16 protein-coding genes, 1 pseudogene and 1 other annotated feature (1 of these 18 cut by a window edge) are annotated in these 25,226 nt (G+C 40.1%); of the genes and pseudogenes, 1 reads left to right on the forward strand and 16 read right to left on the reverse strand.

What is annotated here, in order from left to right; genetic code table 11:
• Nucleotides 1-56: 56 nt before the first annotated feature.
• From ACQKPA_RS24375 to ACQKPA_RS24445, 15 genes and pseudogenes are all read right to left on the reverse strand, one after another.
• On the reverse strand, nt 57-893 hold the full coding sequence (locus tag ACQKPA_RS24375; RefSeq protein ID WP_427495083.1) for an HNH endonuclease: 837 nt from the start codon (nt 891-893) through the stop codon (nt 57-59).
• Nucleotides 880-2,493 carry an AAA family ATPase gene (locus ACQKPA_RS24380; RefSeq protein ID WP_427495084.1) on the reverse strand — a complete coding sequence of 538 codons (1,614 nt, stop codon included), beginning with the start codon at nt 2,491-2,493 and terminating at the stop codon, nt 880-882. Before ACQKPA_RS24380 ends, ACQKPA_RS24375 begins: the two co-directional genes overlap by 14 nt.
• Nucleotides 2,494-3,033: 540 nt before the next feature.
• Entirely contained in the window at nt 3,034-3,699 is a 666-nt protein-coding gene (locus tag ACQKPA_RS24385; protein WP_427495085.1) for a hypothetical protein, read from the reverse strand.
• 42 nt (nt 3,700-3,741) lie between these two features.
• Nucleotides 3,742-4,779, reverse strand: coding sequence for a Kiwa anti-phage protein KwaB-like domain-containing protein (locus ACQKPA_RS24390; protein ID WP_427495086.1), 1,038 nt, complete (start codon nt 4,777-4,779; stop codon nt 3,742-3,744).
• Nucleotides 4,780-6,782: 2,003 nt separating this feature from the next.
• Nucleotides 6,783-6,923 (reverse strand): helix-turn-helix domain-containing protein, encoded by a 141-nt coding sequence (locus ACQKPA_RS24395; protein ID WP_427495087.1) that lies wholly within the window; start codon nt 6,921-6,923, stop codon nt 6,783-6,785.
• A gap of 181 nt (nt 6,924-7,104) precedes the next feature.
• The gene (locus tag ACQKPA_RS24400) at nt 7,105-10,878 is read right to left on the reverse strand and encodes a hypothetical protein (protein WP_427495088.1); all 3,774 of its coding nucleotides are present in this window, start codon (nt 10,876-10,878) and stop codon (nt 7,105-7,107) included.
• 220 nt (nt 10,879-11,098) lie between these two features.
• On the reverse strand, nt 11,099-11,158 hold the full coding sequence (locus ACQKPA_RS24405) for a hypothetical protein (RefSeq protein ID WP_427495243.1): 60 nt from the start codon (nt 11,156-11,158) through the stop codon (nt 11,099-11,101).
• Nucleotides 11,159-12,085: 927 nt separating this feature from the next.
• Nucleotides 12,086-12,814 carry a hypothetical protein gene (locus ACQKPA_RS24410; protein WP_427495089.1) on the reverse strand — a complete coding sequence of 243 codons (729 nt, stop codon included), beginning with the start codon at nt 12,812-12,814 and terminating at the stop codon, nt 12,086-12,088.
• On the reverse strand, nt 12,808-14,463 hold the full coding sequence (locus ACQKPA_RS24415) for a tyrosine-type recombinase/integrase (RefSeq protein ID WP_427495090.1): 1,656 nt from the start codon (nt 14,461-14,463) through the stop codon (nt 12,808-12,810). Before ACQKPA_RS24415 ends, ACQKPA_RS24410 begins: the two co-directional genes overlap by 7 nt.
• 8 nt (nt 14,464-14,471) lie before the next feature.
• Nucleotides 14,472-17,102 (reverse strand): hypothetical protein, encoded by a 2,631-nt coding sequence (locus tag ACQKPA_RS24420; protein WP_427495091.1) that lies wholly within the window; start codon nt 17,100-17,102, stop codon nt 14,472-14,474.
• Entirely contained in the window at nt 17,089-18,300 is a 1,212-nt protein-coding gene (locus tag ACQKPA_RS24425) for a hypothetical protein (RefSeq protein ID WP_427495092.1), read from the reverse strand. The genes ACQKPA_RS24420 and ACQKPA_RS24425 overlap by 14 nt, the downstream gene beginning before the upstream one ends.
• 98 nt (nt 18,301-18,398) lie before the next feature.
• Nucleotides 18,399-19,430, reverse strand: coding sequence for a ComEC/Rec2 family competence protein (locus ACQKPA_RS24430; protein ID WP_427495093.1), 1,032 nt, complete (start codon nt 19,428-19,430; stop codon nt 18,399-18,401).
• 28 nt (nt 19,431-19,458) lie between these two features.
• Nucleotides 19,459-20,310, reverse strand: a pseudogene (locus ACQKPA_RS24435) (ComEC/Rec2 family competence protein); the annotation flags it as partial.
• Between the two features lie 95 nt (nt 20,311-20,405).
• Complete coding sequence (locus ACQKPA_RS24440) at nt 20,406-20,924, reverse strand: deoxycytidylate deaminase (RefSeq protein ID WP_427495244.1); 519 nt, start codon at nt 20,922-20,924, stop codon at nt 20,406-20,408.
• 48 nt (nt 20,925-20,972) lie between these two features.
• Entirely contained in the window at nt 20,973-21,632 is a 660-nt protein-coding gene (locus ACQKPA_RS24445; RefSeq protein ID WP_427495094.1) for a ComEA family DNA-binding protein, read from the reverse strand.
• 172 nt (nt 21,633-21,804) lie between these two features.
• On the opposite strand from ACQKPA_RS24445, the gene comER reads away from it, so the two are divergent.
• Nucleotides 21,805-22,647, forward strand: coding sequence for a late competence protein ComER (comER, locus tag ACQKPA_RS24450; protein ID WP_427495095.1), 843 nt, complete (start codon nt 21,805-21,807; stop codon nt 22,645-22,647).
• Here the strand turns inward: comER and leuS are convergent.
• Nucleotides 22,628-25,069, reverse strand: a complete 2,442-nt coding sequence (gene leuS, locus ACQKPA_RS24455; RefSeq protein WP_427495096.1) for a leucine--tRNA ligase — start codon at nt 25,067-25,069, stop codon at nt 22,628-22,630. The two genes, comER and leuS, sit on opposite strands and share 20 nt — an antisense overlap.
• Nucleotides 25,070-25,157: 88 nt before the next feature.
• Nucleotides 25,158-25,226 (reverse strand) — a binding site (T-box leader); it runs 184 nt beyond the window's last position.

Here is a 25,226-nt window from a genome sequence, read left to right on the forward strand (position 1 = left end):
TGTACCGCTCCTCTTTTATTCAAGAAGCGGCATTGGATGTATTCTCACTTGAACAACTATATATTACCGGAGCATTTTTCGGGGAAATAAGTATCGAAGAACCAGTTGTTTTCTAAAATACTAATGAGACCTACGTATTCCCATGGTCGAGTCCTATCTATACTTAGTGCTTTTGCTCTTCGTTGTAAACTCTTTTTAACATCTTGAATATCACCGGTTTCATTGAAAAGAATCTTTAATTCTTGAATTTTCACATTAAATTCAGCTCCAAAATCACTTTGATATAATTTATCTATTTCAAGTTTACTAAAATGATACTTTACTCGTTCAAAAAAAATATTAGACCAGCCGGGTAATTTTTCTATAAAGAATTCAAACCCAATGTGCATATCTTCGACGATTTTACACTTTAAAAATTCTAACATCCTTTCTATTTCCTGATCATAGTATGGGTGAATCAACATCTTTGATATATCAGTATTGTAATGATCATCTTTAATCCGATTACATTCCCCACAAATTGGAACAAGATTATTTGCCGTTACAGCAAATGTAGGAAAATGCGACTTGGGTAGATAATGATCCAATTCGTTCGCATCTCTTGCAGTAAAATTGCAATATGGACACTTAATTTTCCCTCTGATTTTTTCATAATATTTGTAAGACGGTGAATTTTTTTTGGATAGTCTGTTCTCATAGACACTCACCAGGTAGCTATTGTAATTACTATCTTGATTCAGAAAGGAGGACTCTTCCTGTAAAAACAAAGCCACTTGTAGAAAATTGTCATCATACTCCTGTGATTTCTCTAATATTCTATCTTTATATGTAAAACCTCGAAAGCAGTTACAAATGTCTTCTTGCATAATATCTGGCTTGTCAACTTTTCTCATCGGATTCTCTCTTCTTCAATAGACTTTGAATTAAAATTTGTCCCAAAAAGCCTACTTCATTATCGAATTTTCGATAAGTTGTATCGAAATTCTTATCTAGCTCCTTTTCAATTAGCTGATAAAAGCCTGTTTTAACAACTTCGAGCCCAAACACCTCTCTAGTCAAAGTATCTACGCTCGTAGCGAATGTCTGTGTTTCTATCCTGCTGAAACTCATGTTCCTTCCGGTTCTATTAATTTTATTTACGCAATTCCGAGGCACTTCTTGTAAAATAATAGGTGAATGTGTTGCGATGATTGCAACTGCATTTCTTTTGATTAAGAGATGCGACAAAGCCCTAATGTATGTAGAAAGTAACGGTGGATGCAAATGAGTCTCAGGCTCGTCTATCAATACAATAGTCTTCTCAAATATTGATTCAGCAAGTAATGTTAGTGATAGAATTATTATCATATGGCCCGAACTTAATCTCTTAAAGTACTTCTCAATTTCCGAAATAAGGTCGTGACTAGGTTGGTGAGATTTACGTGATGAAAAATATTGATCAAGGATTTCTATAAATCCGTTGTCCTTAAACATAGGATCGGCATTTAAAAATGAGCACGTTTCTAAGTATAAATCTATTTTATCTCTATTCTCTTTTATATTTTTAAGAGTTTCTTTAAATTCAACAGAAAGTTCATCGATAGATTTTGTTTTTATTTTTCCGTTTTTCTGATTTTTATCAACCAAACCTATATATTTATATTTTTTCTTGAAATCATCAATTTCTTTTTGCGCTAGTCCAGTTTCTTCAGGCTTTTCTCTTTTTAAATCGATAGAAAGAGCATCATCGAATACACTGAACGAAAGACCGATAATCCCAGCAAAACTATCCTGAGGGCAATTGATGGAGAAGTCCTCGCTTATGGAATACTTTTCTGATTTAGTTACGTCAACATTTACATTGCTGTTTTTCAGCAATGAAAATACCATATTATGTAGTAACCAGGTTTTTCCTACACCATTTCTCCCAATCAACACATGAATATTATTTGGGAGAGCAACGTCCGGAATTACATCTATCTCAATTAGTTCTTTTAAATATTCAAACGAAAAGCTGTAAGGAGTTAATTCTGATCCTCCAGTGGTTATACGATGAAATTGTTCGACATTAGAAACGTACAGGTTTCTCATTAGTGAACTAGTTAAACAAGCTTCTGCATTATCATGAAGCTCTTTGAATCTGCTAAAGTTGTAGGATAAATCTTTCATGGATGTTAAGTAATGAATTTTCTTTTCGGGGAAAAAATGATTTATATTTTTGTAATAGCTTACGTCCTGTCCTAACGAAAAAAAATCATCTGGCAATTTGTCGAATTCGATATGTAATGGTATTAAATCTTGTACAGAATAGGATGCATAATTATTAGAAGAACTTCCCCTGGATGCTTTACTTTGCAATGATTTACAACCAATCTTAACAGTACCTAATTGCTGATTTTTATAGTGTGCAGTAAAAGTTGTGCAAAAGCCATAGTCATCCCAATACGAATACTCCAAGTAGATAGTCTCTTCATCCAATTCCAAAGGTACAGCACTTACTCTTATAAATTTCATTTGACCTCACCCAGATAAAATTAATTATATGAATTACATTATAACAGATTCCTTTGAAGTCCCTAAATCCCCTTCCATGTTCTGGACGTTACTCTATGATGTATATGGGTAATGATTTCCTAAAGATTTGGTATAGAGAGGGTTGCGATTTTAAAAATTTTCAAATGTAGTATTAGATAAATGAATTATGATTCTCCTTTCCGACGTCTGTAATAAGAGAGCTCTGGTTGAAAGGGTCGTCTTCCAAGATTAGTACCAGCCATAAATATATTTCTCTCAGCAAATGGCTCCAAGCTTCCTCAAGAAAAGCCCCTTACAGACGCTTTGTAACAGTCATCGAATTGTCTACTACAATTTTCGACATAACTAGTTACAAAACCTGCCAATTTGAGAAGTGGTTTTTATAATCTATACCCCCAAATTAATTGGGGCTCCCGAAAATGAATACTGTCTACTTGATTTGAATTCAGCAAAATACACTCCATATTAACATAAAAAAGACAGCTTTTTTCGCCGTCTTTAATACCTCATTCAATAAATTTATCCATCATCGGAATCGTCATCTGTATTGTTACTGGCTAAATAATAGATGTTGCCGATCAGTTTCTCTGTCCTAAACCGATAGTTCAAATTAAGCAACTTCTCGCGAGTTATGACTATAACATCTTTTCGTATCGAAGGATCAGCCGCTTCCGCCTCTTTACTTTGGTCTGAAATAATTGCCTTGTATACCTGCCGACCAGACATAAAGAAAACCGGACAGACACTTATAAAGTCGGTCTTCACGTAAATTGCTATGACAATGACGATAATCGCCAGTGTCACCATGAAGTTTATGGCTGAAGCTTGATCTATAGATATCAATGGCAGCAGCAAGGTCATTAAGAAAAATGAGTAGTCATTTACGCTTAAACGTACATACTTCCTGACCGAGACATTCTTACCAATTTCCTTGTCCTTTAATTGACGATCATAGTCACTGAAAAGCCAAACTGCAACTAGGCGGTATATGACCAATGAAATCACAATAATTGCCGTGATAATAATCAAGTCAAAAAGAGTCTTATCAAGATGTTTAGCCAACCATGTCGCCCATTCGGTCGTCTTAAAGTAGTCGTTACTGTCAACAAATCTGTAGACCATTATCAGGACTAAAGGAAGGTAGGTTGTCGCCCATAAAATGACTTGTTCTCGTTTGCCCCACATTTTTACTCTCCTTCCCAGAGAGGACAATCTCACCCCTAAGGATTACTCATAAGCAACTGCCACCTTGAAGTCTTCAGTCAAGAAAGACCTTACGATCTTATCTGCAAAGAAGTGGATCAAGGCTCTCGGTGAAGCACCTTCTATAAAGATAATTTTACGGTTATCCAAATCAATATATTCGAACAGATCCCAAATGGTTCCGTACTTCTTCATATACTTCTCCCTCTCAAATTCATCCTCAGGGACATTTGATTTTATGCGGGAAAGCTCAGCACATCTGTCCTGGAAATTCTCTTGAACTGCGCTTAACGTCTCAGGTTTAATTTGAGCAAGACCTCTTGAATGAATAAATTTCTTACAGGATTCTTCAAACAACTCCTTGTTGGAGGTCTCCCCTTCAAAGAAAGGCATTGACACGATCTGAGTTAGATTTTGGTCACGAAGTTCAGCGATATGATCCCTGTAGTCGAACGCATTCTCAAATGATTTTACATTGATAATAAAGATATGGTCTCCCACTATAAAGAAATCTACGTTCCCCCCAAGATCAATTACAGTATCCTCGGCAAAGACAAATTGATTGGCATTCTTGAGTACCATCAACTTTTTGGAAGATCTCATACTATTCTTTTTAACACCCCGATAGTAGCAAAAATATGCACTTTGTTCATTGCAAGTCAATTTTACAATTTGAAACTTAGTATGCTTCTCAGGATACTCAGGATCGTGACTATTTAAAGCAGTTACAAGTTTACCGACTTTCCTCGAAATCTCCTCATATTCAGCGTATGCAAACTTAGCTATCTGATCATTCACTGTTATTTCATGGTTGTAGTCACCAACAAGAAAGGCTTCTCTATCATTGTCAACGACTACCTTTAACCCCTGAATCGTCTTAACGATGTTTTTCTTGACCCATTTGATTACATCTGGTGCGAGTTGGATACATGACGATTGGTACAAGTGATCGGCTTCTTTTTGCAACCTGACAAGGTGGAAGGACAAATCCACATTGGTCAACTCATCTTCGGTCATATTACTGAGCTTACTAACAAAATTATCACTGTGGTTTATATCCATTCGACATCCCCTCCACCTTCAAGAATTCGACAAAAGGAAGGTATCCCCTCCTTTGTACTTACCTATATGTGTCGAAATGTCCATGCTTTCTTGTCAGCTGACATTATCGAACATTATGGCCAGCCCATGCACAAGCTTCTTCCGAAACAAACCATCTATATATGCAGCACAGCCAAATCCCTCTACTCGGGCCTTAGAGTGGCATATGTCGTGTTTAACGAAGCATTTAAAAACAAGATGATGAAAGCCATATACAATGTCAACGTCAAGAGATCTTCCTTGGACGCTGAGATTATCACGGAGTTAATCCTCTCCGGACAAGCCCAAAAGATCATCGAAAGAAAAAACAATGGGCTGTAGAGGCCAACCAATGTTTGATCAATATTTTCCGCTTGCTCCTCGTCTCGGACATACACTGAGCTTTTTTCGGCGGATCCCTTTACCGGAATCGGGTAGAACTCTTTATTCCGAAGGATAATTTTTTGGAGAATGGCATTCGAGTGTTTCATCCCAATCGTTTTTTGATCGGCTCTAATACAGAAGAAATGTATCTTAGATTGGCGCTCTCTTCTGCTAATAATATGGAAGAGTTAAATAGGGGATTAAAGTTGTTGAGCGGGATGATTGAGTTCTAATCGTGGTGAAAACGATGGGATAAACGGGTGATTTTTAAGAAATTTAATAATATAAGACTCAACAGAAACAAAGAATACTCTTGGAGCTTTATGGAAAGGGCCATTAGCGGTGATTTGATAGCTTGTCTTTCTGCCCCCGGTAAGCTTGGCAACCGATGATGTACTCGAACTTTAATAGGTAGAGATTTTATTAAGTAACAGTTCGGCCAGATACTTATCTAACCGGTAATCAGCTCAAGTTCTTGTCCTTTTCGGCAATCGGGACAAGAATCTGTACCGATAAAACAAAAAAGCCGCTTAAACAGCGACTTTCATTGGGAATATGTTTTTGTCCACCGACATGACTTCGTAACAGGAACAGTTCAGTTAACCCTGACCTCGGAAGTTATGTCTGTGTAGAGTGTATCAAAATGCCCTTTACAACTTCGTAATGGTGCATAGCCATCTCGTAAGTGGATCGGGCTGAACCCCAGTAATGTTCCATTACGAAATAGATACCTACCGTTGCAACTACACTGTTCAAAAGTTGAATGCTACCAATGAAACTAAACACGCTGATGGCTTCGTTGTGGAAGGCTTTGAATATCCCCTTCTCTGGAGATACGATTAAGGTTAGAGTAGTCCAGTCCATCGCTTTACCGGCTCTTGTAAGCCGCGGTTCACTTGTCGACCTTAACCTGTGCAGTCTGATCTTTGTACTCTTCTTCCATCTTCTCTATATTCAGTGGTAGAGAGAATGTTTCAACATCTTCCTTAATGTTGGGCTGCTGCGAGAACTGGTCTCGATCCCCGCCCGGCTTATTCAAGTACTCACTGGATAAGGAACTAGTACTTGTGATTTAATCACTTAGGACAATGACACCTCTAACCCCAGGTGTTTATGCCTCAGGACTACTTAACGCAAGTCGTTTCATTTTTTAGATGTTCAGCAGGTTGTGGCGGTTGTCCCGTAGTTTTTCGTTTCTTCATCCTTGCTCGGCACTGCATGATCCCTGAATCCGTTTGTGGTTTATGTGCTCTTCTCCTAGAGCAGGGCGGTGATTTTTTTTTCGGTTTCCATACCGAAACTTATGCTGATTGCAAAGCTGAGCGATTTTCACCACCGTCTAATCTTGGACGTTCGGTCTCAGCATCAGCCTTCCAGTGGTAATAGGTAGCTCTAGCGATTCCGAGCCAGCACAGGCCTCAGAAATGCCCACTTCATCTCAGATGGACTCGGTCAGACGAAGACGATCTCTGGTTTCACCTCTTTTCCAGTTCCTCGTACTTTTTACAAATCCATTGGTTCCCTCAGGAATCGATTTTCTACTTTCACTCTCTCCAGTTTCGGGGTGTGTTCTGGACCTTTGTCAAAGCTATACTGCTTACCTACAGGTTGTTCCATGCGAAGGTTTCGACTTCTCGATACCACTTCAGCCAAACCTTGAGTTGCGTCCTATTTCGTATGCCCAACCGTCTCATAATATTGCTTACCGGTACTCCTGCCAATCTCAATTCTATAGTTTTCATCTTTATTTCTACGTCGAGGTAACTCACTCTCGTTACCAACGCAAAAACCTATCTTACAACAAGGTTCCATTCTCTTGTTTTGATTTGTCTCATGTTTCGGGGTCAGTCTCCTTACATTGTTAAAACAAAAAAGCCGCGGATACCGTGACCAAATTGTGTTCATGTAATCTTATAAAAATAATCACTCAAAACGTTCGTTTTTTTTCTGTTCTTGCTCTTGTTCCCATTGGCGTGTTTGATTAATTTCCTTTTTCAAGATAGGTTCCTTTTTCCTGGCCCACTCTCTAACAATTGGATTATCATGGTTTAATACAGAATTTAACAAAGGCAACCGTTTTAACATTATCGCAGATAGTGATCCGTCCCATTGATTTGGTCTAAATGTATGCATAAACTGATCTAAAATAACTGTTGGCTCAGGATAACTATTTATAATGAACAATGCTAATGGTGTCCATTGTAATTCAGTACCAGTATTAAAAAAAGGATCTAAAACAGATGCTATTAAAGGATACCGCAATTCCTCATTGACATTACACCAATCGATTAGTAAATTATCTTGGATTAAATTCAGAGGATTTGCACTAAATTGCCCACTGAATATTTCTGAAATTCGGTAATCCATTTCGTCGCGATCTCCTATAAATACATCCAAAAAAATGTGCGGATGTATTTTGGCTATTGACTTTAATAGATCATCACAGTCAGAGTGAAAAACACTATTGTCCACTATTGATGAATATAGGTTCATTGCTACTATACCAGCTTTATCTGCTGAGTCTTCATGTTTGAAACACATCTTAAAAATTTCAGATATTTGAAAGTCTTTAAGATGTGTTTGAGAAAAATCATAGCTAAGTATTAACCCCTGTCCAAGAGAAATAACTCCCTGGCTTAAAATACTATTGTCATTGAAGCACATATTAAAAATATCTATGGATACGGCTAACCCATCTTTTTTAGAACTTATAATTTGAAGCAACTCACATAAATTATCTTCGCCTATCTGATAAGACACTCTTCCATAAGCTATATTCCCGTATAACCATATTGGTGATTTCCCAATTTCAAGAGATTTTTTTAGTCGTTCTATCCCTTCAAAGTCAATTTTTACACTAAGCTGAAGAATTGGGAAGACTTCCGAAAGAATTTCATCAAATAGTGCGTTATCTAATATTTCGCTACAGAAACCTTCATCATAACTAGAAAGATAATCTAAAAAACCTTGTATAAGCCTATAATTTCGTTTAGATTTCTCTATATGATGTAGCTTTTGCATTATATTATTCCACATTCTTTTTAAATTAGTAGTTCCTTCTGCTAAACCTTGACCTATCTCATAAATATTTCTGTTATCCGAAATCAAAAGATGTCTTAACAATGGGTCAAGAATTTCTTCCTTCGAACTAATTTTAGTTGCAAGATCATGAGATAAATTTCCAATTTTCGAAAATACATCCTCATCAGAACCGGTTTCAATAAAGTAATATGGATTTCTGTGACCCGGTAATGTTAAAAGCAATATTTGATCATATAAATTTTGCGGTTCTAATAATGAGAGTAATACGTCTAAGCGTGCAACAATATGTTTTGGCATTTTATCAGAATCAAACTTTTTAATACATTTAACAGCATACCATGCTTCATGCCATGTATACTCAGTGGAAATTTCTTTTACAGCAAACTCGAGCAGATCATATACTTTAGCACGGGTCCATAATCCTCTGAATTTATCACTAAGAATAGCCCTTAGTTTATTGGAAACAGGTTTTTCAGACACTGAGATAGAGACAGCATACTCGATAAATGTTCTATACCAATGATGGATTTCTTTGTTACTCTGCGGCTGATACCCATAGTTTCTTACATGAGCTCCGAAATCAAAATTATTATAAGACCTAAAATGCCAGGCTTCTAATGCCGCCTCCAAAAGTGTTACACCTAAAGAAACTTCTTTTTCGCTACCCGATTCAATTAACTGAGTAATGATCTCTAACCTCTGTTCAGGAGTAGCATGTGTCCCTGAAAGGTAGAGGTAAAATAGCGACTTCAATGCACTACGTATCGAATTATTGTTCTCATTTTCATCTTCTGTTAGTGCAAAATAACAGAGTAATTGAGAGGATCTTTTAAACAGATCAATGTCATAGGCAATTGACTTCAGCATACTAGTAAAATAGTTGAAATGTTCGTTCTGCCTTGAAAAGAATATTGATGCCTCCTCATGTTCTAAAATTTTCTCTAGACGTGATAGTACTAGTTCAGGCTGGATAGGAGCGATATTACGCAGTAATTGGAGACCAAGCGAATTGAGACTTCTTAAATCACCTAAAATAGCTCCATCCGAAAGCCATTCGCGAGCAATTTTCTTTGCGTTTTCATTGCTATGAAGATAACTTAACCTTCTTGAAAAAGACTGTAATAATCTATTGCATTCCCCGCTTTCAAACGTATCTTTTATTATCTGAATAGGTACATTTTCTAATGATCTTTGCGCTAACCTGTTAGCTAATGCATGAGGTAACACTGCTCTCCAAGAGCTTCTCTGCTGTATTAAATCGCGTCTTTTCAATTCCGCCACGTTTTCATAGAGTTCTGCAACGCTCATTCCGGATAATTGCGCTAATGATTTCATTTCAATATTATTGGGTTCAGCAGTTTCAGTATTAAATGAATATACGAGGGAACAGATTTCAGCTGTTTTGAGTAACCTTGAGTTAGGGTCGTGCCTCTGCTGAAATAATCTATTAAACAATTCAGTATCCCTTAAATTAGATATGTCTTCTCCCGTATTTATAGTTTTTGCCAGTGCAATGGCAACACGTGCATTTCCACCAGCCACTTCTGCTATTTTCCTAGCGGTAACATTGTTTATGTGAATAAATTGCTTTTCAATAATTCTTATGATTAGCTCATTTGAAGCGGGTTCTAAGCGAAATACAGTGGTTTGTTCAGGTTGATCATCTCTAACATCATATTCTACAGTAATTAAGCTTAGGAAACCCTCAGTTGAACACACTTTAGTCAAGTACCTGTGGAGATCAGGGGGACAATTATCTATTATTAAGATCCCCCTTTTTTGAAGAGCTTTAAGTCTTTCAGTAAAGGATTTAGGGTCAGGATCAGGAGCTTCTCCTAAATCAGTGTAAATAGCTAAAGACTTATTCAGTGCATCTTCTCCGACACGCTCATCAAATAAAGACTGAACTAAGCGAGTTTTCCCGACTCCAGACAGGCCAACTAGTCGCACGGAGGAACCCGGGTGTTTTAGTATTTTTCTTAACTCCTGAATACCTTGCAGCAAATCTACACCTTCGGTTTCCACATTAGATGAATTGTACAAACGAGATGTTTCATCTAGGAGATATTCATCGTCCACACTCTTCTCATGATTAACCCAATTATAATAAGACTTCCACCCCTGTATTGGTTGCCCAATCTTGTTCCTCACCCACATAATCATAGCAGGGTGAGATCTAACCCAAGTAGCAATCCTTTCTCGATCGTAAAAGTCAACCATTAATCTAGAAGCATTTCTGTACTTCGAAACTGCCTCTTGCATAGCAACTCTTCTATTATTTAATGATGTATCTGAAGTAGATCCCTGACTACTTACAATTATGTATGCCCCATTGCTATCTGCGAGATCCTTAATTACTTGTCGTAGCTCATTATGTGGCCGCATTTCCTTCAAAATTTCTTTTCGAGGCATATCTGGTTTTTTTACTTGAAATGCTGTCTTTGATCTAGGAATGAAGCCGTTGCGATCTATCTCAGAATTTACTTCAACACGTACATCAATTCCACCATCCTTTGCATTTTGATTGCCCCCCCAAGTTACACCTGCAGTTGCAATCTGTGCAGCTTGTAATTCAGCCTCACAAAGAAGACCGATTAATGACCTTAGATCAGTATCATTTAGTTGGGTGATCTCATTACCTGTAATCTCAATCATAATTTCCTCCGAGAATATCGATATTATATGAGATAACTTATCTTATAAGATAAATTAAGATAAATTTCTCACCGCCTAGCAGCGATTTTCACGACTTTTATATACGTATATATTCTTGTCGTCTGACATGAACAAACCTGAACCTACTAAAAAACCGCAACTTATGCGGCTGTCAATTTCTTTATGTTCTTGTCGTCCGTTTCGCTTCCTCAAACCATACTTATATAATATCTGAATTTTTAGCTTCATCAACTGATTTACTCAACAAATTAGTTGCGATTCCTTGTCCACGGTAACTTTCGTATACATAATATTAATATAAGTCTTTTTTTCACTCGTCTTGGTATTAGTAGGAGGGAATTCATAAAAATTGTCGCACCACAAAAGCAATTATTTCTTCTCGGTTAACTATGTGCAGCTCATCATATTTCTCTAGCAGAGTCCAGTGTTGGTACGCTCAAACAAACGCTCCACGCCTACAAGCTTCAACTTAGGCAATTAACCCTTTGATCATAATCTCCCTTGTAGGAAGTTAGACACTGAAAGAAGAAGGTATAAACAATCGCTACTAAAGAAAAGGTCTCCTTGAAATAAGGAGACTTCAAATGAAACACTGCATACCAATCTATATTTATAGAATTATCAGTAATTAAGAATATTTCCGCTCATTAACTTTGTTGATATATGTGTTACAACCTATAAAAATGCGCACCAACGCTGTCTTCCCTTTCCATCCATCTACATTTGGAATAGCTTATGCAATAAGTATGAGTTAAATGTTGAAAATAAACATTCTTCAATGATCTCGGAGAATGTAACAGCCTTATGTGAACATGGGGGATATAACATTCCGGATTTAGCATTACAGAATCAAATTGCTGTTAACCTCACTCCAAGTAGTTTGATTATAGATGATAAATTAATTTGGACCATTGATGAAATTGAAAAGATCAGGATTATACAAAAACCATTTTTTGGTTATGACGGTTACATAGACATTCATCATGATGTGCGATTTATTAGAATTTAGTGTAGGTTATGGCATCTAGAACACTTTGTATATGTAGCTCAAGAGATATATCTTGCAAAAGAATTGTGTAGAGATACTTTTGAAATTTACAGCAATTCTGCCTTTTAGTGTTTTTGCCGGCCGTTAATGTTAGCTTTAAGAAGCATCGTCAGTCCAATACTATATTTTCTGCTAACACTATTCAGTATATTTAGTATCCTTTATCCTTTTCCAATGATCTAACATAATTGCCCCTTCTTTACTTTCTTGCATGTTATCACTCATATTGTTTTTCTTTTTCTTTTGTTCTGTGGAGTATAAGAAATTTCTTAAGTCATTTAACCCACTCATTGATTTCTCATTAAACTCTAGAATTTCGGGCAAACCATATTGTTGACGAAATTTTTTCTCGTTACTTAGTGATACTATTGATAAAACATACTCACTAAGATTATTACACAATTCCTGTAAACTCGCATTTTTCTTATTTAAGTAATCTAGCTGATAATTAAGCTCCGAAATTTGAACTGTTCGTGCTTCCAGTAATTCAAGAAGATCAAATATCAGCTTTTCAGTTGGTAATAGCAAAGCAAGTAACTTTTTAGGATTATTTGAATACTCCTCAATATATTTTGCAATTGGGGGAATCTCCAGATTTTCTATATTATGTTTCGAGTAGGATCTAATCGGTTTATTAATTTCATCAATTAGAGAACGTGCTTGGTTCGCCCAGACAAATCGGTTATAGATGACCGGGTATTTGTTGCTGTTTTCAAGATGCATTTCCTTAGAAAACTCTGCCATTTTGACATACGTAATTTTTCCTGCCGGGTTTCTTTTCCTAAATTCGATAACTAACTCTTTTAGCGCTGACATCGTTTTCTCATCGTCATATAATCTTTTCCGTCCAACTCTTCCTTTTACCAATTCATTTGTACTCCTTTTTCCCACAACAATAAAGTTTTTAACATTGCAGAGTCATGAATGTCACCTTTCAAACCCTTCACTTCATATTGAAGTGATTCATTCGCCTGAATATTAAATTGGCCATCATCAATTAATGAGTATGCCTCGTTATAGTATCGTTGAATGATTTTCAGTCTGTTGTTTATACTTCGGAATAAATCTGTATCAACTGACTCTAGTTCTGCTAACTTTTGAGTTAGCACTTCCCTTGACACCCAGTACTTTGAACACCGAAAACAAGAGCGGGTAGATTCACATCTTAATTCCTTTGCATCAGTACAATATCCACCTTCGTCTGTCTCTTCTATATGTTTAAATTTTTCTAGTGAAATTAACGACCTAACCTCATATTCTTCTAGCAAAAACGGAGAATTAAAAAGTTCGGTATTTGATAATTTCAACATATTCATGCGGGTAATTTGATAAATTTTTGATTCAACAAAGTAGTCGAGATGTCTTTGGTAATGTAACTGACTTTCTAATTTTTTATGACCACCTAACCTTGCAATTGTTAGTGGATCGACACCTTGCAGCATAAGGGAGCAGAATGCAAAATGTCTTGTATCGGTCGGCTTAATCCTCTCAATCCCCTTATACCCATATTTAATTTCAACGATTTTACAATAGAAATTATCTAGTAATGTGTTAAAATTCATTGTGTTGAATTTCTCTATATTTATTTGAGTATCGGGCCTCCCATATTTATTTCTTTCCATTGATAAGTTTTTATACATTTTATAAGAGATTAACGTTTCAGTACTCCCATAGCCATTCGAAATATCCAAATATGTTTTTATCAAGTTAGAAATCTCAAGGGAAATCTCGTAAGTATCTATTGTTTCATCCTGTTGAGCATAATTCTTCGATCGAATTACTGTAAGCAATGCCCCTTTCTCTGTGAAGACAATACCTTTCCTACTCAACCTACAAAACTCACTAATTCTCATTGGAATAATTGATGTTATTTTCCACCAAAGGACGATTGGAAAATATAATAACTTCTCTTGTTCCGTCCAACTTTTGATAAAATGATTAATGACATCATGAAAGGTAAGAACATCATAAAACTTTGGTAGTTGTCTTACATTAGATTCCGTACTAAGAGGGATTGAATTCAAACAAGCTATATAGTCTTCACTCTGTTCAATTGAACTATAAACTAGGAAGCTTTTTAATGCATAAACATAATGACGCTTGGTACTTTCAGATAGTTTCCACTCTTCTGCTATGTGTTCTCTAAGCATTTCTGTTCTACCAGGCAAAAAATTATCTGTAAGGTCCATAGCAGTTCGAATAATGTATAAATAGGAATCAGCCGTTTGAGGATATATTCTATTACAGAGCTCTGCACACCAACATTTCAACACTACTTTGAATGGAGAATTAAATTCCGAAAACCGCATGGTCAGTTGATATCCGTTCGTCTGCAAATAAATCCAATCATCATCTTCAAAACTACCCTCAAGCATTATTTTTCTCTTAATTAAATTATTTAATATTACTCGCGCCTCCTCTACCGAATCCTCAAAAACAAACCCCAATTCTGCAACTTCATCTAATTTGACTGTTTCATCAAGAATCTCTTGCTCAAAAAGAATCTCCTGCTCCATAGCCCCTCCTATATACTTAATAAGCTATCCTCAAATTCTTGGTATCCGCCTTCCATAAATGACCAAACCATTTCCTCTCCAAATGTCTGTATCGCATAACTAATCGATGGCATAATACTTAGAATCAAATTTTTCGCTTTGTTTTTTGAACCTAATGTTTTAGCAGATCTAATATAATCAATTCTAAATTTAAATTCATTAATAATCGCCCCAACTGCCATGTAATTGGGTATTGAATATTTGCATGACTTGCAATCAAAATAGTTTGATTCTCTGAAACAAGACGGATATGTAAAGCATTGGATATGCTTTTCTTTAGAAGGGAGCTGCCTTAAATAGATCTTTCTAATAAGTTGAAAGGCTTCCGAGGGCGTTAATCTATTAATATAATCGAGCACTACCTTTCTATCATCATCTAACTCTATTAATTTATCCAGGTTAAAAACTTTATTTATAGGGGAAATAATTGAAAGATTCTCATTTTCTATCGTTTGAATAAAACCTACTATAGTTTCTAGAAACTTTGGAGAAATGATCGCTTGCATATTATGGATTTCTTCGCTTTGCTCAATAAAAGTAGGTTTATTTTCAGCTACTATGTTTAAAAGGGCATCGTATAGATATCCAAATTCCCCTCGGTTGAAGATCGCTCTTGTAATTTCTCCGAATTCATTAGTTTTACTCACATATCTTTTTGTTATATCGGACACATGATTTCTTAATTTTGCAGTTAGAATAAAAGCAGAGTACCCTTCGCCTTGCTCTTTTTGAATAGAATAGTATAAGTGCGTCATTAAGCTTCTATTCATTTTTCTATTACCAAATATAAAATCTATTAATTTTTCACTTGAGTTGAAGAAAGTACTTAGGTGGGTAGTTGAAGGACAAAGGCTTTTATTATTAAAGTTCAAAAGAAAGTTACTTATGTTATTATTATTCCGTCGATGAAATTCATTGATACACATAGCAGTTGCTAAAGGAATAACCAAATCTATTGTGCAAAAAAAATTCCTCATTACATTAGTTTTTGAAACGCGCAGCTGAAAGCTTTTAAGTTGGTTAATAATAACTTGACCTTGCTCGAGAGTAAGCATTCGCCCTGAGGAGAAGTAGTCCATTTTATTGACACCTATATCTTCGGGGTAAACCTTTGGGATTTTTACAACATCCGCCTTCCTCCAGGCATTAGACAAATGTAATAAAATGAAAAGCCATGTACCTGCGTAATTATAATTCTCAACAGATGCTCTGATATGCTGATTTATATTGGTAGCATGATTATAGATATCTATTAATTCATCAAAAGAATAGATATCCCCTTCTGTCTGATACACTCCTTTTGGCTTTGGATTTTTAATTTTTTCTATTTTGAATTTGCATATACGTTGGTTATGAATATACTTCAGGAATTGATAAAGTTTATATTTATATAACTTTTTAGGAATGGATTTTAGTAGCGAATCTATCTCATCGTTTGAGCAAATATGATATTCCTTTTTCTGCATTTCCATGATTCTAGCGAGCTTTAATAACTCCTCAATCATTTTAAATATACTGTCTTTATTGCGGTTAGACTGCGAAATCTGTTTCTCACAAAATTCTTGAAATAACTTCTCTGTTTCTGGTAATAAATCAACAAACTTGAGGCCGCTAAGTAATTTGTTATGAGGGTCTGCTGGGCCAGATAGTTTCAGCACAAATTGATCGACGTCTTTTTTTAGATAAAGAGGACTACTTTGAGTCGCTACCTTCCCAAGTAACCATACTGAACAAGGCGAAGTAATTCTCCTGATTGAAGAATTCAAAGTTGTGCTTTGTACATTTCTGTAACCTAAACGTTCATTCGTTTCGGCACGAGTGTAATACTCACTATCAATATTTATTGCAGTCTGGTAAGCTTGATTTACCAAAGATTTTTCTACGAACCATGTTCTACCCCATTTCACTCTTGGGCCGAATATCCCTCTTTTTATCGCCTCTCTTGTTCTCTCATAAGTAGAATTAAATATTTCTTGAATACCAATAGTATTTATATATTCAGTATCTTCGTGCCTAAAAGTGATTGAACCTTTATCATTAACTATTGGGGTTATCTCTACTGATTGTTCCTTAATTACAACCGATCTTTTCTGCACCTTATTTGTTATTTTGTTCATAAAGGTGTCAATCTCGCTAATTCTTAAATACTTGTTTCCCTTTAGCGGATAAACGTTGATATCTTTATTTAGGGCTACTAGACGAGTATCATTTTTAATATATTTATTATTTTTACTTGCATCATCTAATAATATAAATTCGCTTGATAAAATGAGTTCTATATATGATTTAACTTTCGATTTATGAACAAATGTACGATGGTGATTTACGCAGAAAGGAAGTTCCAACACTTCTAAAAGATTTCTAACTTCCCTATTCAATAGGTTCAGATCTAGAGATTTGTTGAGTCCAAGGACGTTAATCAAACAATCTCGAAAAGTAATGTACTCTCGCCGGATCATATCCAAGTATTCAATCATATCATCAACCGAACTTTCCAAAATTGATTGATCTTTGTCTAATTTTAAATAGCCTTGATCAATTAATAATTTTATTCTTTCATATTTCCATTTGGTCTTCTTATGTACCTCATAGATATTCATGTCTGTAACTAAAAACTCCTTTCTCCCACATTTTTGTTAGTCCATCCTCAACTTCTGCTTGGATTTTTTGTCGAGACATATATACCATCGCAGCATCCAATGTCTTGTCTCCCCTAAGCAATGCTAGTTCTTGAGGCGATGAAACTAATTTCGCCATTAAATTCGTAAACACACCTCTTCCAATATGTGTCGACCATGAGGTTCTTGTCAGTGTACTGTAGAACGGAGAGCCTTCAAGTAATTCAAGAAATCTTTTCTTCACTTTTAAGAATCTCTTTTCATACACAGCACCTGTCATAGGTTCACCATTGCTATTCACAAATAAAGCATCATGAGAAGAGTGTTTTTCACCTAGTATGGACAGTAAGTGATATTTAATTATCTCCTTCACAAACGGTAATCGTTGCACTATCTGATTTCTTGGTTGTTTCACTTGATTTTTTGCAGTGTCTTTTGTTCCTAAGAATAAAGTTTCACTACGATCTTTTATGTCAACTTCTACTCCATGTTCCCCATAAAGTCCCTTCAATATTAGAGATGATCTAGTAAGATTAACTACTTCTCCACACCGTAGTCCTCCAAAAAACTGAAAATATAACCCTAGTGTGATATCCGGAGCAACTTTCCTAGATACTTCAATAAAGTGAGTAATAAGGGAGTCAACCGGAAACGCAGTTAGCTTAGTCATCATATTATTCTCATCTTTGCTAGGCAAAGAAAAACCATTACCAACAAAAGGCGATAGATGATATTGCTTCCCATAAGCGTTATACTCGAACTTAGGAGTGAGCTTCTCTTCTAAACAATTATTTTTATTTAAATAATAAAAAAATCTCGTTAAATAGCGATCTGCGTTTTTCATTGTGGATCGAGATGTAGTTTTTGCCTGACTAACATTTTTATTTTTAAGATAATTTAAATACTGGACTCCATGTTCAATTTTGATTTCATCCATCGAACTGAGCCCAAGTATGTGATAATTATCGACAAAAACCCAATTCAGAAATTTCTTAATTTCTTCTGCAGCACTCTTCTGTGAATTAAAAGAGTTGGGCAATTCATCTAATATAAACTTAGTAACAGGGTGAACTCTAAAGAATTTTGTTTCGGTGTCAACTACGACGATAGAAACCCCTTCTGTTATTTGACCGTTAACTCTTCTAATAATTGTTCTTTTCACTTGAAATTTTATCGACATTAATCCCCCTCCTCTTTTCCTCATTTCATCACATATTGAGCTAAATTACTACAAGAAAAGCTTATTATACAAGCCCATTCTACAATCTCTTATATTTTCTAACATAAGTATACATATAACCCTTGTCCTACATCCAGGAATTGCACGAGTCCCGCTCCGTGCATAGACGGAGATTGATAGCCGCCGTACAGCAAAAAAACCAAAGCTCCGGACAGCAGGACAATCGCGGCTCTCATTGCATAGCGCTCGATATAATCACTGACGCGAAAAAAACCTCTCCATCGCAACGCACCGGCCCATTGATCCACGAGCGGAAACATGCCGGTTGCCCCAGACAAATCTCTTTTACTATCCAAGGATACGCGTCCTTCCAATGGAACGGTATCATCCGATCCGATCCGCTCTCCTTCGCAATTTTTGGATCTCATCTTCAGAATGGACAGCAACGAATACAGCACAACAAAATAACATAATATCCAGGCTAACGACGGAGACGGCCACAACGTCATCAAAGCGGATGAACCATTCATCCATTCAACGACTCGGAACGTTATTTGGTTTAACCATTCTGTCACAGCTGCCAACCAGCCAGCTCCGCGCATCCATACCCACCCCACCAGCAAGGACAACATTCCTAACGGAAGAACGACAAGGCTAATAATCGGAACCAGGATCAAATTGGCGAGGACAGATATCAGCGACACCTGGTTAAAAAAATAAATGGTTAGGGGAAAGGAGATCAGCTGCGCTACGACCGTGATTCCGACGGTTCCCGCAAGCCAGCGGGGCAAGAATGACAGCAGCGGCATCAGCTTCGGTACGAAGATCATCAATCCCGCCGTTACGATGAATGACAGCTGAAAGCTGACGTTCACCAGAAAATACGGGTTCCACAGCAGCATGACGAGCGCGGCAACACTAAGAATATGCAGTCCATCCTTCAAAAGTCGCCGCCGTGCAGCATACAAACCGATCATCCCCATGATGCCGGCACGGACAATAGAAGGACTTGCCCCGGTAAGCAGGACATAAACGGGAATCAGCCACATGACCACGGTCAGCGAGGTCTCCCTCGTCATTCGAAGGGTTGTGCATACGAATGAAGAGGCATCCCACAACCACTGCCACATGCATGCCCGATATCGCAAGAATGTGAGTCAACCCCAAACGCGAAAACTCCATAAACGTATCGGGATCCAAATCATCCTGATTGCCAATCACAAGTCCCTTCATATAACCTGCATGGATTCCGCCGTACAATTGATCCAGCTTGCCCCCAAGCTCATGGCGAACGGCATCCGTCCATCTTAGAACATGACTTAAATTCCAGCTGTCAGGCGGGGTAACCTTCACTAGGTCAGAGCCCTTCACTTTGATCATCCAATGAATCTTCTGGGTTCGCAAATATTGAGCATAATTAAATCCGTCAAAATTGCGGGCTTCTCCAGGTTTTTGCAGCTCTCCGGTCAGCTCTATGCGGTCCCCGCGCTGCCATCGATGAACCACCTCCAGCTCCGTTTTGTCCATTAGTTTCACTTGAACCCTGACGATATCATCTGTCTTCCGCAAGGTACCGTTATCCGGATTCGCTTGTTTTTGCGGCGCTGGAGGCTTTGTTAGCGTGAGATCAGCTTGATGCAGGGCAACATTGAAATCCGCGCGGTCACCATCCACTTCAATTGGGGTTGTGATCACTCCGAAAGCAGTAACAGGAACGGTGTCCGTCAATGTCTCCCCTGAGAGGACCGGCTCGAAATCACTTACATTCGCCGCGTCATGCCATTCCCAATAAGAACCCGACACACACAAGGAGAACAACATGCAGAGCGTAAAAAGACGCCCCGTCCCTGCCCAATGACATACAGCAAGCAGTATGAGAATCAGACCGGCCCCAATCAAGGCCAGCCTCCATCCATCATACAGGCATGCAGCACCACTGCCGATTACCCACAACACGGCAAACACAAGTAACGGCCTTCGCTTCATAATTTGAACAAATCCCTTCATCATTAAATAAAAAAAGAACCCTTGCCTGCATATCGCAGTCAAAGGTCCTTCCTCTGTGGCTTTCTATTCATTTTCTTCCGTAACCTTATATTCATGAATCACTCCGCTACCGTCATTAAGGTTTCGCGCGGCGGCTCATACGCTTCAAGCTGCCGGAACAAAATCCCCTTCTGTTCCATCATGCGGGACACCTTGCCCGAATCCTTCGGATAAGGACGGTGGAACACAACCTCGACAATGCCGCTGTTGGCAAGCATATTCGCACAGGTCCAGCAGGGCTCATCCGTCACGTACACCGTGCTGCCTTCCCGATCGATCCGGTCCGTGAATAGCAGCAGATTCTGCTCAGCATGAATCGTCCGGACGCAGCGCTGTTTCTTCACCATGCTCTCCTTGCCATCCTGTACGACCAATTCATAATCCTCAGCGATCATACAGCCCGCTTCCGAGCAATCAGGCACCCCCATCGGCGCGCCGTTATAAGCCGTCCCGAGCAGCTTCTTCCCCTGCACCAGCACCGCCCCGACATGACGCCGCGGGCATTGGGAGCGGGTAGAAACCATAAAGGCAATGTCCATGAAATAAGTATCCCAATCTTTACGTTGATCTGCACTCATCATCTGTCACCTGTTCCTTATCAATATCGCCTTTATTGTAGCACATAGCTAAAGTCCAACGTAAGGCTTCATCTTCTCCAGCATTTTGGGCCCGATGCCCTTTACGTTCATCAAGTCGGCTTGACTTTTAAATGGACCGAACTGATTCCGATAATCGATAATGGCCTTGGCCTTCGCCTCGCCAATGCCAGGCAGCTCCATAAGCGTTGCAGCATCTGCCGTGTTGACATTAATCAATCCGGATGGATCCGGAGCTGCTGGTGACTGCACTGTACTGTTAACAGGAGCTTGCTGCTGTAACTGCTGACTGACACCTTCAGCCTGAGGCGGTACCGGGGGCGAAGAAGGTTGGCCAGAAGCCGAAGACAGAGCCGTATGATCTGCTATACCGCTCCCTGCCGCTCCTTGGTCTTGGTCTGGCATGGAGGAGTCCTTCGCATTACTGGCAGGCTCGATATGCCCTGCCTGCGTGCTCTTTGCATCAGTCTTCGAATCCGTTCCGGCTTCAGAAGGGTCCACATCCTTATGCCGGGAATCAGCACCGGACGTCTTCACACCCGCATTCTCTTCGGCCGCAACCACCTGCTCCAGCTGATCGTTCAGCGGCTGCCAGCCCTCGATCCCCTGATCCGCACCGGCGGCAAACAAGATGAACCCGCAACCCGCAATCGTTGCGGCAAGACTCCAACCTAAAGATATCCGTTTCATCGATTGACCTCTCCTTAACATTAAAGTTCATTTTGTACAAACTCAGGAATATTCTTCGGTTTCCCCACCAAAATCGCATGAAAAACCGTCATGAATCGGCATCTTCCCCGCATACATTAAACGTAAGGACGGTACATTTCTGCCGTAAAGCGCGAAAGGAGGGAACATACACATGAAGGTCGGTTTTATCGGTACGGGCAGCATGGGTAGTCTGTTGATCGATGCCTTCATTCAATCGGGCGCACTCCTGCCTGAGCAGATTCGGGTCAGCAACCGAAGTCCTGAAAAGCCGATGCAGCTGGCAAAACGTCATCCCGGTCTGACGGTATGCAGCTGTAACACGGAGTCGGCTTCTCAGAGCGACCTGCTATTCCTATGTATAAAGCCGCTTGAATTCAAATCTGTCATCAGCGAAATCAAAGATCGGCTTGAAGCCCGGCAAATCGCGATATCCATCACGAGTCCGGTCCAACTGATCCATCTGGAATCATCGCTGCCCTGCAAGGTAGCGAAAATCATACCGAGCATCACCAACTTAACCGGAGGCGGAGCATCGTTATGCATGTACGGTTCCCGAATAAAAGAAGAAGACAGGCAGCTTATAGAAAGCCTCCTGTCTTATATCAGCAGGCCGCTCGAGATACTGGAATCGCACACGCGAATCACTTCCGATTTCTCCAGCTGCGGGCCTGCTTTTTTAAGTTTATTCATGGAAAAATGGATCGACGCTGCCGTTGAAATGACCGGAATCGACCGCAGAACCCTTAATGCATTAGCCGGAGAAATGCTGCTTGGCACCGGCAAGCTGTTAACGGAGGAGGGCTTCTCCCCCGAACAGCTGCAAGAGCGGGTTGCGGTTCCCGGAGGCATCACGGCCCAGGCTTTGGCACTGCTGGATTCAAACCTGAACGGATTGTTCTACCAATTGATCCAAACCACACACGACAAGTATGAGGAGGATTTGGCAAAACTGGATGCTGCCTTCGGTTTTACGATTAACCGGCCACGATATTGACCAGTTTGCCTGGTACGGCAATGACTTTGCGAATACTCTTTCCTTCCAGCGCCTGCTTGACATTCGGAAGGGAGAGGCTATGTTGTTGCATGGCTTCTTGGTCCATGTCTTTCGAGATTTTGGCACGTTCTACGATTTTGCCGTTCACTTGAACGACAATCTCCACTTCGGCCTCTACAGTCCAAGCTTCGTCATACTCCGGCCATGGCACGTAGGTTACGCTCTCCGTGTAGCCTAAACGGCTCCACAGCTCTTCAGCCAGGTGAGGGGCCAGCGGGGAAAGCAGCTGAACGAAGTTCTCCATCGCTTTGCGCGGAAGCTCTTCCGTCTTGTATCCCTCGTTGATGAATACCATCAGCTGGCTGATCGCTGTGTTAAAGCGCATATGTTCAAAGTCCTCGGTCACTTTCTTAATCGTTTTGTGCAGCATACGCTTGAATTCGTCCGTACCCTCGCCTTCCACGATTTTAGGGTTCAATTGACCGTCGTCCCCGATAAACAGGCGCCATACGCGGGAGAGGAAACGATGCGTTCCTTCCACGCCGTTGGTGTTCCATGGCTTGGTCGCTTCCAGCGGCCCCATGAACATCTCGTACACGCGCAGCGTGTCGGCTCCGTATTCGTTAACAATATCATCCGGATTGATGACATTGCCGCGGGATTTACTCATTTTTTCATTATTGTTGCCCAGGATCATACCCTGATTGACCAGCTTCTGGAAAGGCTCCTTCGTATCGACAACGCCCAGGTCATACAATACTTTGTGCCAGAAGCGTGCATACAGCAAATGAAGCACCGCATGCTCCACACCACCGATGTACAGGTCAACCGGCAGCCATTCCTTCTGCTTCTCCTTGGAGCACAATTCATCATTATTGCGTGGATCGATATAACGCAGGTAATACCAGCAGCTGCCGGCCCATTGCGGCATCGTATTCGTCTCGCGCCGGGCTTTCATGCCGGTTTCGGGATCAATCGTTTCCACCCATTCCGTAACATTAGCCAGCGGTGATTCGCCGGTACCGGACGGTTTAATCTGATCCACATCCGGCAGGAGCAATGGAAGCTGATCCTCAGGCACGGTCTTCATCGTTCCGTCTTCCAGATGCAGAATCGGAATCGGCTCACCCCAGTAGCGTTGACGGCTGAACAGCCAGTCGCGCAGACGGTAAGTTACCTTCTTCTTGCCCTTGCCCTCTTTCTCCAGCCATTCATTCATCGCCTGAATAGCCGCTTCATTGTCCAACCCGTTCAGGAAGCCGGAATTCACATGCGCGCCACTGCCGCTGTATGCTTCCTCCTCGATATTTCCACCCTGAACGACTTCAATAATCGGAAGACCGAATTGCTTCGCAAACTCCCAGTCACGGCTGTCATGACCCGGAACCGCCATAATGGCACCCGTTCCATAGCCGGCAAGCACATAATCCGCGATCCAGATCGGCACTTTAGCGCCGTTTACCGGATTAATGGCGTAAGCACCCGTGAACACACCGGTTTTATCCTTGGCCAAATCCGTCCGCTCCAAGTCGCTTTTACGAGCTGCTTGATCTTGATAAGCCTTGACGGCTTCACGCTGATCGGCTGACGTAATCTTATCAACGAGGTCATGCTCCGGCGCCAGAACGCAGTAGGTTGCCCCGAACAGCGTATCCGGACGGGTTGTGAACACCTCCAGATGACCATCGTAACCTTCGATGTCAAACCGAACCTCAGCGCCTGTGGATTTGCCGATCCAGTTGCGCTGCATATCCTTCAGGCTTTCGCTCCAGTCCAGTTCATCCAGATCTTCAAGGAGACGATCCGCGTATTCGGTAATGCGCAGAATCCATTGGCGCATCGGTTTACGTACGACCGGATGACCCCCGCGTTCGCTCTTGCCGTCGATGACCTCTTCGTTCGCAAGCACGGTACCGAGCGCTTCGCACCAGTTCACCGGCACTTCAGCCACATAGGCAAGGCCGCGCTTATAGAGCTGGATAAAGATCCACTGGGTCCATTTATAATATTCCGGATCGGTTGTGCTGATCTCGCGGTCCCAGTCATACGAGAATCCGAGAGATTTGATCTGGCGGCGGAACGTATCGATATTCTGCACGGTAAACTCGCGAGGATGTTTGCCTGTGTCCATTGCATACTGCTCGGCTGGCAGACCGAAGGCATCCCAGCCCATAGGATGAAGCACGTTGTATCCGCGCATCCGCTTGTAACGGGACACGATGTCAGTCGCCGTGTACCCCTCCGGATGCCCTACGTGCAGGCCTGCTCCTGATGGATACGGAAACATATCCAGCGCATAAAATTTCGGTTTGGATGATGAATCTTCCGTTTTAAAGGTTTTGTTCTCATCCCAGTATTGCTGCCACTTCAGTTCGATGGCCTGAGGCTGATAGCCGTGGCCGGTTGGTTGATTGTCCGTCATACTCCATTGCTCCTCCTTCACAGTCAAGAGGCAAGGCCAGTGCCGTTGCCCAAAAAACAAAAAAACCTCATCATCCATAGCGCTGATCGCTAGGGACGAGAGGTTTGATTCCCGTGGTACCACCCTAGTTAGCCAAAGGCATGCTTTGCCTTTCACT

Source organism: Paenibacillus sp. NPDC093718, assembly GCF_050279985.1.
Classification (GTDB): Bacteria; Bacillota; Bacilli; order Paenibacillales; family Paenibacillaceae; genus Paenibacillus_AQ.